Annotated in this window: 12 protein-coding genes; 10 read left to right on the top strand and 2 right to left on the bottom strand. The window is 37.3% G+C overall.

Annotation, left to right across the window (positions count from 1 at the left end):
- Nucleotides 1–82 precede the first annotated feature (82 nt).
- Complete coding sequence (locus FJR09_RS09710; protein ID WP_168651056.1) at nt 83–1,555, bottom strand: TldD/PmbA family protein; 1,473 nt, start codon at nt 1,553–1,555, stop codon at nt 83–85.
- 392 nt (nt 1,556–1,947) lie between these two features.
- Here FJR09_RS09710 and FJR09_RS09705 point away from each other — a divergent pair, with 392 nt between their 5' ends.
- The 3 genes from FJR09_RS09705 to FJR09_RS09695 all read left to right on the top strand — a co-directional run bounded on the left by FJR09_RS09705 (nt 1,948) and on the right by FJR09_RS09695 (nt 4,345).
- Nucleotides 1,948–3,201 carry an RNA-guided endonuclease TnpB family protein gene (locus tag FJR09_RS09705; protein ID WP_168654069.1) on the top strand — a complete coding sequence of 418 codons (1,254 nt, stop codon included), beginning with the start codon at nt 1,948–1,950 and terminating at the stop codon, nt 3,199–3,201.
- 265 nt (nt 3,202–3,466) lie between these two features.
- Nucleotides 3,467–3,754 carry a DUF4090 family protein gene (locus FJR09_RS09700; protein WP_015079314.1) on the top strand — a complete coding sequence of 96 codons (288 nt, stop codon included), beginning with the start codon at nt 3,467–3,469 and terminating at the stop codon, nt 3,752–3,754.
- A gap of 282 nt (nt 3,755–4,036) precedes the next feature.
- A complete protein-coding gene (locus FJR09_RS09695) occupies nt 4,037–4,345 on the top strand; it encodes a phage holin family protein (RefSeq protein ID WP_371416366.1) in 309 nt (102 codons plus the stop codon).
- 111 nt (nt 4,346–4,456) lie between these two features.
- Here FJR09_RS09695 and FJR09_RS09690 read toward each other — a convergent pair whose 3' ends face one another.
- A complete protein-coding gene (locus FJR09_RS09690) occupies nt 4,457–5,605 on the bottom strand; it encodes a cysteine desulfurase family protein (protein ID WP_015079312.1) in 1,149 nt (382 codons plus the stop codon).
- 127 nt (nt 5,606–5,732) lie between these two features.
- Here FJR09_RS09690 and FJR09_RS09685 point away from each other — a divergent pair, with 127 nt between their 5' ends.
- The 7 genes from FJR09_RS09685 (at nt 5,733) to FJR09_RS09655 (ending at nt 13,291) form a co-directional block, all read left to right on the top strand.
- Nucleotides 5,733–7,373 carry a DUF655 domain-containing protein gene (locus tag FJR09_RS09685; protein ID WP_168650387.1) on the top strand — a complete coding sequence of 547 codons (1,641 nt, stop codon included), beginning with the start codon at nt 5,733–5,735 and terminating at the stop codon, nt 7,371–7,373.
- A 103-nt stretch (nt 7,374–7,476) separates the two neighbouring features.
- The gene (locus tag FJR09_RS09680; protein WP_168650389.1) at nt 7,477–8,925 is read left to right on the top strand and encodes a bifunctional orotidine-5'-phosphate decarboxylase/orotate phosphoribosyltransferase; all 1,449 of its coding nucleotides are present in this window, start codon (nt 7,477–7,479) and stop codon (nt 8,923–8,925) included.
- A 90-nt stretch (nt 8,926–9,015) separates the two neighbouring features.
- Nucleotides 9,016–10,146 carry a succinylglutamate desuccinylase/aspartoacylase family protein gene (locus FJR09_RS09675; RefSeq protein ID WP_015079309.1) on the top strand — a complete coding sequence of 377 codons (1,131 nt, stop codon included), beginning with the start codon at nt 9,016–9,018 and terminating at the stop codon, nt 10,144–10,146.
- 1 nt (nt 10,147) lies between these two features.
- Nucleotides 10,148–10,534 (top strand): hypothetical protein, encoded by a 387-nt coding sequence (locus tag FJR09_RS09670; protein WP_015079308.1) that lies wholly within the window; start codon nt 10,148–10,150, stop codon nt 10,532–10,534.
- 669 nt (nt 10,535–11,203) lie between these two features.
- Complete coding sequence (locus FJR09_RS09665) at nt 11,204–11,407, top strand: hypothetical protein (protein WP_168650391.1); 204 nt, start codon at nt 11,204–11,206, stop codon at nt 11,405–11,407.
- Entirely contained in the window at nt 11,391–11,900 is a 510-nt protein-coding gene (locus FJR09_RS09660) for a hypothetical protein (protein WP_168650383.1), read from the top strand. Before FJR09_RS09665 ends, FJR09_RS09660 begins: the two co-directional genes overlap by 17 nt.
- Before the next feature lie 71 nt (nt 11,901–11,971).
- Nucleotides 11,972–13,291 (top strand): cupin-like domain-containing protein, encoded by a 1,320-nt coding sequence (locus tag FJR09_RS09655; protein ID WP_217356963.1) that lies wholly within the window; start codon nt 11,972–11,974, stop codon nt 13,289–13,291.
- Nucleotide 13,292: the final 1 nt, after the last annotated feature.

The following is a 13,292-nucleotide window of genomic DNA, read 5'->3' as shown; positions in this document are numbered from 1 at the left end:
GAGCAAAGGCGCAAAGGAAGAAAAGAATTAATGATGAGAACAGATAATATGTATGGTTTATCTGTTTTTCATCTGATGATTTTTATCTGCCACCAACAGTAATAGAATCAACCTTAATATGGGGTTGTCCAACGGTGGTGTAAATACTGCCGCTGACTGAACCACAGAAGCCGGGAGCTAGTTCTAAATCTTGGGAACATAGGGAAATTTTATTCATGATTTCCTTGGCTTCTCCGATGAGGGTAGCACCTTTTAATGGTTTGGTAATTTTGCCATTTTCTATTAAGTAAGCTTCATCAACGCTAAAGTTAAATTGACCTGTTGCGCCCACACTTCCGCCACCCATTTTCTTACAGTAAATACCTTTATCAACGGAGGCAAATAGGTCTTCTGTTGTGTGTTCTCCACAATCAATATAGGTATTTCGCATCCGACTAGCGGCAGCAAAAGTGTAATTTTGCCGGCGGCCACTGCCTGTTCTGGGGTGTCCAGTCCGCACTGAACCGGTTCTATCAGCGAGGAAGTTTTTGAGGATGCCTTTTTCAATTAATAATGTTCTTTGGGCGGGCATTCCTTCGTCGTCCATATCAATTGTCCCGAAGGCATTATCGGCGCGGCCTTCGTCCCAAGCTGTTAAGCTTTCGTGGGCAATTTTTTCACCTTTTTTGTCGGCAAATGGTGTGGTTTTGCGTTCAATTTGGGTGGTTTCTAAAAGGTGTCCGCAAGCTTCGTGGAAAATTACACCGCCAAAGTGATTGGCCATGATAATCGGGTAAGTTCCTGATTCTACGTAATCTGCGTAAAGCATTTTACCAGCAGATTCGGCGATTTGTTCGGAGGCTTGTTGATAATCCCAGGTTCTCAGGAAGTTAGCGTCACTGGTGTTACCAGCCCTGTCAGCAATAGAGGAACGGTTAGCACCGTCAGCACAAAGGAGATTAAAACCAACGGACTGGGTGAGGCGGATATCACGGGCAAATGTGCCGTCACTGGCAGCAACTAATACTTCTTGCCAGTCGCGGAAGTAGGAAGCGCGGCGGGATTGGACGTGGGTAGCTTTTTTATTAAGTTGGGCTGTACCATCAAGGAGGACTTCTCCCATTTCGCTGATAGAACTACACAAGGGTAGCCAACCGTCTTTACCGCGTTTGCTGGCGTAGTCTCTGAGTAGTTCTAGGTTGATTTCGGGAATGAAGGCACTCGGTCCGGGTAGTTGTAAGCCTAAGATGGAAAGAGCTTTTTCTAAAGCAGCTTTTAAACCGGCAAATGTGAGGTTATTGGTGCTAACGTAGCAGTCAGCTTTGCCACGAAATACTCGCACTCCTGCACCGGTAGCTAAATTGGGGGAAATGCTGGTAATGGTATCTTCTTCGGCTAAACAACTGATGTAGTTGCGACGTTCTAAGAAGTATTCCACAAAATCAGCACCGGCAGCGCGTCCTAGTCCCAAAAGGGTTGCCAGGGGGGCTTCCCAAGTGTCATCGAAGCGTTCTGTGGTGGATGAATATTGTAAACTGGGAAGTTGATTTGAGAGAAGTAGGGTGTTTGTAAGCATGAAGTGCCTCGTCTGCTGGCGTTATCTACAGATGTGACTGAAAAAAAATCCTGGTGTGTTCAGTCTAACAAATCTATGAAAGTCGTTGTTGGCAGTTAGGCTGTAGGGTTTTCCGCCATATTGTCTTTTAAAAAGTCTATGTTGAGGATCAATTTTTATAGCTATGATTCTCCGCCCATTTATAGCAAGCCTTGTAACAGATATCATCATTATAATTTATAAGGAGAATGCCGAAAACCCTTGAAGGCGTGTCCGACTCAGGAGGACACACCTGTGCAACAGCTGCGGGATGAAGGCTAGTTGCAGGATCTATCCTGCACTGACATTTTGTATATATTGTATAATAAACGCAGGTCGAAACCAAATCAAGTTGATTGTTCAAGGTTAAATCAATGCTAGTTCTAGAATACAAAGTTAAAGGTAAACAAGATCAATACAACGCCATAGACGATGCAATTCGTACCACCCAATTCATTCGCAATAAAGTGATTAGATATTGGATGGATGCCCCGCGGGAACTCAAAATTGATAAGTTTTCTCTTAACAAGTATTCAACAGAACTACGCCAAGAATTTAGCTTTGCTGCTGAATTAAATTCAATGGCAGTACAATCAGCCGCAGAACGTGGATGGTCTGCTATATCAAGGTTTTACAACAATTGTCAATCTAATAAATCTGGCAAGAAGGGGTTTCCTCGTTTTCAAAAAAATTGCCGTTCTGTTGAATATAAAACATCAGGATGGAAATTACACAAAACTAAGCGACGGATTACTTTTACTGATAAAAAAGGGATTGGTGAACTCAAATTATTAGGTAAATGGGATATTCAATCCTACGAACTTAAAGATATTAAACGAGTGCGTTTAATCCGTCGTGCTGATGGATATTATGCACAGTTTTGTGTGAGCATTGATGTTGTAGATATTCAACCAAAAACAGGTAATGAAATCGGGTTGGATGTTGGTATTGAGTCGTTTTACACTGACTCTAACGGACATCATGAACCTAACCCTCAGTTTTTGAGAAAGGCTGAAAAATCAATCAAACATTCTCAAAGACGGATTTACAAAAAGCGGAAAGGTTCTAGTGGTAGAAAAAAAGCTAGAAAACTTTACGCTAAAAAACACTTAAAAGGTAGGGGCGAAGCATTCGCTTATAAAAATTATGCGACCAACCGACAACTCAACAGCGCGAATGCTTCGCCCGTACGGCAACGGATTGAACACGCTAAGAAAATAGCGCGTAACGTATGCAAGTCTAACGACTTAGTGGCCTATGAAGATTTACGTGTTTCAAACATGGTAAAAAATCATTGTTTAGCAAAATCAATTAGTGATGCTAGTTGGTATTTGTTCCGACAATGGATTGAATATTTTGCGGTTAAATTTGACAAAATTACTATAGCTGTAGCACCACATTATACTTCTCAAAAGTGTTCTAGCTGTGGCGTAATTGTCAAAAAATCTCTATCAACTCGTACCCATAATTGTGTTTGTGGCTGCGAATTGCACAGAGATACAAATGCTGCAATTAACATTCTTAATCTGGCAAAAAATAGGGGAGGGCATCCCCAAATTAACGCTACAGGAGTTGGAATCTCTACTCTAGTTGGTGACTCAGCGCGGTCTTGGGGGTTTCCCCCATGAGCGACTGAGGAACCCGTAAGGGTGAAAACCTGCTAGAGCAAATTCTGACGATGAATGTAGAATCCCCGTGTCTTTAGACCGGGGAGTGTCAATTCTGTAATAACTTTTGTGCGTAGGTTTAAAGAATCCATAGCAAATTAATGTAAATTAATCAAGCGATAAGTTAATTATATATCAGAACTAGCGGAAAAATTTATTCTAGCTGAACCGTCCCTGTTCCCTATTCCCTGGTAAAATATTTCAACATCTTTGAAAATACGTTACCATGACTACTGAAAATACCACAGGTGCTGATGCTATTGATAGAGCGATATCAAGGGGAATTGATTTTGATGGTTCTCCTATTCCCATAGTTAAATTAGACCTATATGAACAAGTTATGGGTTTAGAATCAAGCAGACAACGCAGCGGTGTATCCAATACCATGCGTTCTCGCATTGTTCGGATTGGTGCTAAACATATTCCCCAAACTGAACTTGATCAAAAGCTAGTTGCTGCTGGTTTTGCACCTTTAAAAGAAAAGGAAATTGCTTTTTTCTACGGTGGTAAATAAAAGACAAAGAATTCCGTGCAAAAGTCAGATCCCCGACTTCTCTAAGAAGTCGGGGATCTGGTGGTTTATAGTAAACCTAAAGATATCTAGAATAAATTTAAGTTCTCATCAAAAATGCTGCTAATTTATAAATAATTGGTTAAGCTACAAAGATTTTTAGATCAAGAAACCAAGTCAACCAGGTAATTTATCGTCATATCAACATTCACGTTTTGTGGGGTTCTGGTAATGGATATTACGACGCTGTTAATTGTTTGGTTAGTCACGGCTGTTAGCTTGTAGATTATTAGTAAATTACCTTTAGGAGTGGAAATTGATACTCCAGAAAAGGCAATTTTTTCCGCCGCAGTTTTAGGTATTATTACAGCACTAGTTAAGCCAGTTCTCAAAGTTTTGTTTGTGATACCAAATTTAGCCACCTTTGACTTATTATCTGGTATCTTCACTTTCATGATTGCTGTTGCTTGTTTTAGTACTGCTGCTTGGTTAGTAGATGGTTTCCGGTTACGTTATGGCATTTGGAGCGCAATTTTAGGTGCTTTTGCGCTTACTCTTGTCAATAACATTATCTACAAATTATTAGGTGTTTAATTGGTAATTGGTAATTGGTGATTGGTAATTGGTGATTGGTGATTGGTAATTGGTAATTGGTAATTGCTTACTATCACCTATTCGTTATATTATCAATACGAATCCCAAAAATCAATCTGGGATTAATCTCTGCAAAATCTGTTTCAAAACTATCCCAGTCCAATCAATATCGGCTGCCGTTGTCTGTTTCCCTAAAGTTAATCTAATTCCACATAAAGCCGCTGTTTGAGAATATCCCATTGCTAATAAAATGGGACTAGGGCTTAATTTTCCACTATTGCAAGCCGCACCTGCACTAATACCAATTCCGGCTAAATTTAACTGTCTTACCAAAGTTTTGCCGCTAATTTTTTCCCCGTCTGCTGGTTTTAAATAAAAACTGAGATGATGGGGTAAACGATGAATTTTGTCACCTGTGGGCATTAAACCGGGAACATCTGCTAGAATGGCAAAGAGGCGATCGCGCAATAGGATTAATCTCCCTGTTTCCGTCTCCAATTCCTGGGCTGCTAACTCCGCAGCTACTCCAAATCCAGCAATAGCGGGCGTTGCTTGCGTCCCTGAACGCAGTCCGTTCTCCTGTCCACCCCCACCCAGTAGCGGCATTAATTCCACTCCAGTCCGCACATATAACGCCCCTGCACCCAAACCGCCATAGATTTTATGACTGGATAGACTCAATAAATCTACGGGTAAAGTCTGCACATCTAGCGATAAACGTCCAGCAACTTGCACTGCATCTGTGTGAAATAAAGCGCCGTGTGTTTTTGTGATTTTCCCCAATTCAGCAATTGGTTGAACTGTTCCTATTTCACTTTGTCCATAAATCACAGATACCAACACGGTGTTATCTCGTAAAGCTGCTTTTAAGTCTTCGGGGTTGACTCTTCCTTGATGATTTACACCTAAACGGGTAATTTCCCAACCCCAATTTTCTAACATTTTCGCCGGTTCTGAAATGGCGGAATGTTCTACACTGGAAATGATCATATGTTGGGGAGTAGTGTAACATCGTGCCACTCCCATAATCGCTAAATTATCCGCTTCTGTTCCCCCAGACGTGAAAATAATAGATTCGGGAACTGCGTTAATTAATCCTGCAACTTGGATTCTGGCTGTTTCCACAACCAAGGCGGCACGGTTGCCCCATTCATGTAAACTGGAAGGATTACCCCACTGTTGTGTTAAGATTTTTTGGATAATTGCGATCGCTTCTGGACGAGTTGGGGTAGTTGCACTGTAATCTAGATATATTTGCATAAAAATTAATAAATAAGAGTTTCGCGCAGAGACGCAAAGGGGCAAAGACGCAAAGGAAGAAAGAAGTTAATGCAGGGTGTGATATAAATACATTAAAATCGCTGTAATTTACTTTGATCAGATTACTGTGTTTATTTTCCCACAAATCCGCTATTTTTCTTATATCTTTTTATTGCTATTCACTTTAGGTGGTTGTCAACAAGTGCAATCATCAAATCAGCGTTTAGCACCTTTACCTCAAGATTCTTTAATTCAAGTTTACTTCAATAATTCCCAATCTTCGGAATATCAAGAGACTTATCGTCAGCAAACCCGCTTGGGGGATGATTTAGAAAAGCAGATTGTTGACACTATTTCCCAAGCTAAATCTACTGTGGATATAGCTGTCCAAGAGTTACGTTTACCAAAAGTTGCTCAAATATTAGCACAAAAACAAAAGGATGGCGTAAAAATAAGGTTGATTTTAGAAAGTAATTATTCTCGGACTTGGAGTAGTTTTACTGCTGCGGAAATAACTAGGTTAGGAAAAAAAGAACAGGAACGATATCAAGAATTTCGGAAATTTGTGGATATTAATCAAGATCATCAAATCACACCGGAGGAAATTAGTCAACGGGATGGTTTAGCTATTGTTCAAAATGCCAATATTCCTTGGATTGATGATACTGCTGATGGTTCAAAGGGTAGCAGTTTAATGCACCATAAGTTTGTCATTGTTGATCATCGGTTTGTGATTATTACTTCTGCCAATTTTACTTTGAGTGATACGTCTGGAGATTTTAGTAATTCTAGTAGTTTAGGAAATGCCAATAATTTACTAAAAATTGATAGTTCTGAATTAGCAAGTTTACTCACGGAAGAATTTAATATTATGTGGGGTGACGGAATAGGAGGAAAACTAGATAGTAAATTTGGTGTTAAGAAACCTGTTCGTAACCCACAAACAATCATATTAGGTAAAAGCAAAATCACAGTTCATTTTTCTCCAACTTCTCCCACTCAACCTGGGAGTATTAGCAGTAATGGATTAATTGCTAAAACTTTATCTAAAAGTACAAAAACTGTTGATTTAGCATTATTTGTATTTTCAGATCAACAACTTGCCAATATTCTTGAAGAACGTCATCATCAAAATGTGCAAATTCGGGCTTTAATTGCACCACAATTTGCCTATCGTCCCTACAGTGAAGCGTTAGATATGATGGGATTTGCTTTAAGTGATAACTGTAAATATGAAGTTGATAACCGTCCTTGGAAAAATCCCATTTCTACTGTGGGAGTGCCAATTTTACCTAAAGGAGATTTATTACATGATAAATTTGCAGTTATTGATAACAAAACTGTTATTACAGGTTCACATAATTGGTCAGAAGCAGCAAATAATAGCAATGATGAAACATTAATAGTGATTGAAAATCCTACAGTTGCGAATCATTTTCAAAGAGAATTTGACCGCCTTTATGGTAAAATAAAACCCGGTTTACCAGCAAATATTAAATCTAAAATTGATACGGAAGTTAAAAAATGTCCCCAAATTAAACAACCATCATCTTTCGTAAATTCGATTAACACTAAAATTAATCTCAATACAGCAAGTCAAGCAGAACTAGAAACTCTGCCTGGTGTGGGTAAGAAGTTAGCCCAAAGGATAATTATAGCGCGTCAACAGCAAAAATTTACTTCTTTACAAGATGTTGATAAAGTACCAGGAATTAGTGATAAGATTTTAGCAAAATGGGAGGGAATGATAATATTAACCTCAGATTAACGCATATACGGATAATTGTGTTACCATTAATGATATGATGGTAGAGAAAACGGGTTAGTATTTTAGTAAATGCCTTAAAGTTAAAATATTGCTAGGAGAACTTATGAAATTTTACGATAAATTGAATGGGGCGATCGCTCAAAATCAGAGTTTACTATTTGTAGGACTAGATCCTAATCCAGAAATGCTCCCTGAACGATATTCCCAGAAATCAGATCCCAAAAGTATGATTGATAGTCTGTGGGATTGGTTAGAATTTACTATTTCCCAAACCAGTGATTTAGTATGTGCCTATAAACCAACTCTGGGATTTTACGCAGCTTTAGGTATTCCGGGATGGGAATTATTAGAAAAAACTTTAAAAGCTATTCCTGCCCACATTCCGATTATATTAGATGCCAAACATAGCGATCTTAATACTAGTACAATTTTCGCTAAAACTGTTTTTGAAGAATGGCAAATTGATGCGATTACACTGAGTCCTTATGCAGGACAAGATCACGTAGCACCCTTTTTAGTTTATCCCGATAAAGCCGTTTTTATTTTGTGTACAACTTCTAATCCAGGTGCGGCAATTTTACAGCAATATCCTACAGCGGAATCCCCTTTTTATTTACAAGTAGTCAAAGAAGCAAAAAATTGGGGAACACCTGAACAACTGGGTTTAGAAGTAGGAACTATTCAGCCAGATATTTTAGCAAAAATTCGCAAAGAAGCACCAGAAAGAGTAATTTTAGCCCGCAGTATTTGGTCTGAAGGTGGTAATCTTAAAAATTTGCTATCAGCGGGATTAAATTATAATGGTGATGGGTTACTTCTTCCCGTTTCTCAAGATATGTTAGGGAGTGAAAATCTATGTACACAACTGCAATCTTTAAGGGCGGAAATTAATCATCTCAGAACTGAAATTTCCCAAGAAAACTCCACTTGTTCCGTCTGGTTTTCCGATGTTTGTTTGTTAAATAAACACCCGCTTTTAGATTTAATTTTACAACTTTATGACATTGGTTGTATCATGTTTGGTGAATTTGTCCAAGCTTCTGGTGCTACCTTTCCCTATTATATAGACCTCCGCAAAATCATTTCCAATCCCCAAATATTTCATCAGATAGTAATTGCTTATGCAGGGATTCTTAAAGACCTAACTTATGATAGAATAGCCGGTATTCCTTATGGTTCTTTACCTACTGCTACTGGATTATCATTACATCTAAATTCCCCGATGATTTTTCCCCGCAAAGAAGTAAAAGCACACGGAACCCGCAAGGTAATAGAAGGTAATTTTAATCCTGGAGAAGTTGTTGTCATTGTTGATGATATTTTGATCAGTGGTAAAAGCGTAATGGAAGGAGCAGAAAAGTTAAAATATGCAGGATTAAATGTCAATGATATTGTAGTATTTATGGACCATGAACAAGGTGTAAAAGACAGATTGCGAGAAAATGGTTATCAAGCACACGCAGTTTTAACAATTTCTGAAATTACAGAAACTTTATATGCAGCAGGACGTATTAGTGAGGAACAATTTAAAACTTTATCTGAAATAAATTAGACATTTATTCTCAAGATAGTGATACAAAAATAATTCAATAATTAGGATTTTGTAGTAAACTGTTTATTAGTTTGACTAGGGATTTGATTGATGATTCCTACTATTTCCACTATTCCCCTTTTTCAACTTGCTTCTGGTGAGTTTCTTTCTCTTCAAGTATATAAATTTGTTGGTGCTAAATCTGGTAAAAAAGTATATATCCAATCTAACTTACACGGTGCGGAAATTGTTGGTAATGCTGTCATTTACCAAATTATTGATTTCTTAACGACATTAAATAATACTCAGATAATAGGAGAAATTTGGCTTGTACCTGTTTGTAATCCCTTAGCTGTTAACCAACGAACTCATAATTTTTCAACAGGTAGATTCAATGTTTACGATAGTCAAAATTGGAATAGAATTTTTTGGGATTATGAAAAAAAACATGATGATATAGAAGAATTTGCTCGTTCTCAAATTGGTTTAGATATAGATACAATTAAATATAACTTTTCCCAAAAAATTCAAACTAGTTTCAATAGTCTTTTAGATAAAATAAATGCCCCTAGCAGTGTCCAATTAACTGATAAATATCGTTATAAGCTGCAATCTCTGTATTTAGATGCAGACTACGTAATTGATTTACATAGTCACACTGGAGAAGGAATAGAATACCTTTATTATTTCCGAAATCGAGAAGATAGTGCTAATTTATTTCTTCTAGATTATAGCATTTTATTCGATGAATATGATGGTGATGCTTTTGATGAATCATTTATCAAACCCTGGTTAGCTTTAGAGAATGCTTTGTTAAAATTAACCGGACAAAAAATGAGATTTGATAAAGAAGCATGGACATTAGAATTAGGAACGGGAATGCAAATGAATGCAGATTCAGTAACTAAAGGAGTGAGCGGAATTAAAAATTATTTAACTCAAAAAAGTATTTTAGAAATACAGGATTTAACCCAATCAAAAACTATATATCATCAAACAAATTTTCGTTCACTTAGTCAACTAAAAAAATATTGGAGTCCCGTAGGAGGAATGATTTTATCTAAAGCTGCATTAGGTACTTCAGTAAATCAGGGAGATTTGCTATATCAAGTTCTGACATTCAATAAAATCGGTGAATTACCCACAACTATTCATGTTTATGCTGAGAAAACAGGCTTGGTTTATGATATATCAATAAATAACTCTGTTAACGAGGGAGAATTTGTATTAGCGACCATGTAGTTTGTCATGGAAAACATTTAACACAGAATTATTAAATCTATTAATTCATCTGCGTTTATTTGCGTTTATCTGCGTTCAAATGTTGATTCTTAAAAATGAAATTACCATTCGTCCTATGAAAGATGATATCCATGATTATCAATTAATAGAAAAATGGCGTAGTGATGAAAAAGTATTACAATTTTATGGTGGTACAGATAATCCTTATGATTTAGAAAAAGTAATAGAAACTTATCAACCTAGAATCAAAGGAGAAGAATCTCTAATTTACTGTATTTTCTCTTATCAAAATCGAGAAATCGGTTATTTACAATATTATGATTTGGATAAATTACCAGAAAATATCAGACAAATGTATTGTCTAGAAAAAACGGCGTTGCTGAATTGAGGGATGAAAAGCAAAAATTCCATGTCTGAAACTCTTAAACTTTGCGCCTTTGCGCCTTTGTGTGAGGCAAATTCATACTTTCATTCACCAATGCCGAAAAAACAGATATTCTAAAACCTGAACGATGAACTGGATTTCCCCCCTTCTTTGTCAGGGAATCCTCTATTTTATTGAGTATTTATACTTATTTTCCCAACCGGCTGTTTTTTAGCCAGAGGTAATGGCTAGAAAATAGTTATTTTGTACTATATTTTGAATTCCAAAATCAGGTTTGTAACGTTTTGTTACGCAATCAACATTTATGAACATAGTCCGTACCATACTTAATTATACAATTTAACTGTTACTCAATTCAAGTATTTACTTCTACGAAGGCATTCATTTAATAAATACCAAGAATTAAGGGGGTTAACTGCAAATTTCTTCTATCGGGTTGCCTAGGGATGGAATTTATTGGCCAATTTACAAATTAATGAAAAAGTTCCGTAAATTTTTCAGTCTGAATAGGAGCGATCGCGTGCTTCTGTTTAAGAGGTTGTTTGAAAAGTATTATATCAAACCAGTAATCTCCAAAAACCTAACCCCCCTACCCCCCCTTCCCTGCAAGGGAATGGGGGTTTTAAAGCCTCTCCCCTTGCAGGGGAGAGGTTTGGAGAGGGGTCAGTAGCAGTGTTAACACTTTTAGATAATACCTTAGTTGCTCGTCTCCGTCCTGAATTTGCTTTACCTATTTTAGGAAAGGCGGTTTCGGGTGCTGTTATCCTCAAAAGTCAACGAGGAGAAGCAGAGGAAACTGCAAAAGCATTATTACAAGATTTCGACAATTTAATGAATTTTAATAGTGAGGACAATCACCATGATACCAGTAGCTAGAACTGCCAACATCCTGATTACCGAAGTAGATAATGAAGTGATGATTTATGACCGTGAAAGGGATGCCTGTCATTGTCTCAATCCCATCGCAACGAAGGTCTATTATTATGCTGATGGTCGGAATACAGTCGATGATATTGCTACTTTTTTAGAACAAGAACTGGAATTATCTGAGGATTTAGATATTCGCGGGTTGGTCTGGTTAGCGTTAGAAGAGTTAGAAAAATGTGATCTAATTAAAGAATATCTCAGAGAACCGCTTCCTAATGTACTGAAAATGTCTCGACGCAAGGTATTAGGAAAAACTACCAAGTTGGCAGGAGCAGCAGCAATTGGGGTTTTGTTTCCGATGATTCAGTCGGTAATTGCTCCAAAACTAGTAATGGCAGCATCAGGTGGAGGCCCAACACCAACACCAACTCCAACAGACCCAACACCAACACCAACTCCAACTCCAACACCAACTCCAACTCCAACTCCAACTCCAAATTAATTTTTGCTTGGTTTAATCCTATTCCTAATCATCAAACACAAACTTGGCAATGGATACTGGCATTAACAGTTATGGTAGATGCCAGTATTCTGGGTTGGCATTCTCAAAAGCAACCCATTTTTGACTTTAATCGCCTCAAAGAAGGAAATCGTTGGAAAAAAGGCTGGTTAAAAAATAGCCCCTATGATTTACAAAAAGGTTCTTATTTTATTGTCTTTTTCAGTCAAACCTGTGGCTACTGTAAGCGATTGGTTCCTTTTCTCAATATGATGCAAACACAGAAAAGTTTGCCCCAAGTGTTGGGAATTTTATCAATAAATGATGAAGAAATAGAAACCTTTAAAATGGAACAAAGAGCGCGATTTCCTGTTATTTCAATGGATAAGTTGCTATTTCGATACATGGCAGATGCTTTTCCTACAGCCGCATTAATAGAAAATGGTCAAATTGTCAGTAAATGGATAGGGAAAATTCCGCCAGAGTTTCTCGATAAAATTAAACAATCCTATGAAGTCGCAATCTTAGGGAAATCCAGCACAGTTAAACAACCAGAATATGCGACCGTAGGAACATCTCAATCCTCTAATATTGCTACTTTTCCAGAGTCTTCTATTACCACTCCTAAAAAATTCTCAGAGAGTAATATTTTTCAGCGTTTTAAAAATAAATCCATCGAGATAGATAGAAGAGATAATCTTTCGGGCGAAGAGTTTTATGCAGACTATTATGCTAAAAGTAAACCCGTGATTATCACCAATATGATAAATCAATGGACTGCCTTATCTTTGTGGACTCCGAATTATTTAAAAGCCCATTATGGAGAGACAGAGGTTGAAATAATGGCTAATAGAAATTCAGATGATAAATATGAAATTAATATAGAAAACCATAAAACAAAAATCCAATTTGGAGATTATGTCGATATGGTAGTTAATCAAGGAGAAAATAACGACTACTATATGGTGGCTAACAATAGAAATCTGGAAACCACTCAACTAGGAAGATTATTAGAAGATATTGTCATGCCTCCTGAATATCTAGATCAGTCTAAAAGTTCTGGCAACGTCTTTTTTTGGTTTGGTTCGGCTGGTACTATCACCCCTTTACATTATGACCGGTCTAATCTGATGATGGCACAGATATATGGACGTAAAAAATGGCAAATTATTCCGCCTATTTATACTCCTTTTTTATACAATAATGTTGGGGTTTTTAGTGAAGTTGACTGTGAAAAACCAGACTATAATAAACATCCTCTTTTTGAAGAAGTAAAGATTATAGAAGTGGTCTTAGAACCAGGAGAAATTATTTTTGTTCCAACTGGTTGGTGGCATCAAGTAAAGTCTTTAGATGTTAGTGTCTCTCTCTCTTTTACTAATTTTAGGTTTTAAA

This window comes from Dolichospermum sp. UHCC 0406 (assembly GCF_009712025.1).
GTDB classification, from domain to species: Bacteria; Cyanobacteriota; Cyanobacteriia; order Cyanobacteriales; family Nostocaceae; genus Dolichospermum; species Dolichospermum lemmermannii.
The sequence above is the reverse complement of the archived record's forward strand: the minus strand, read 5'-3'. Positions and strand labels throughout refer to the sequence as shown.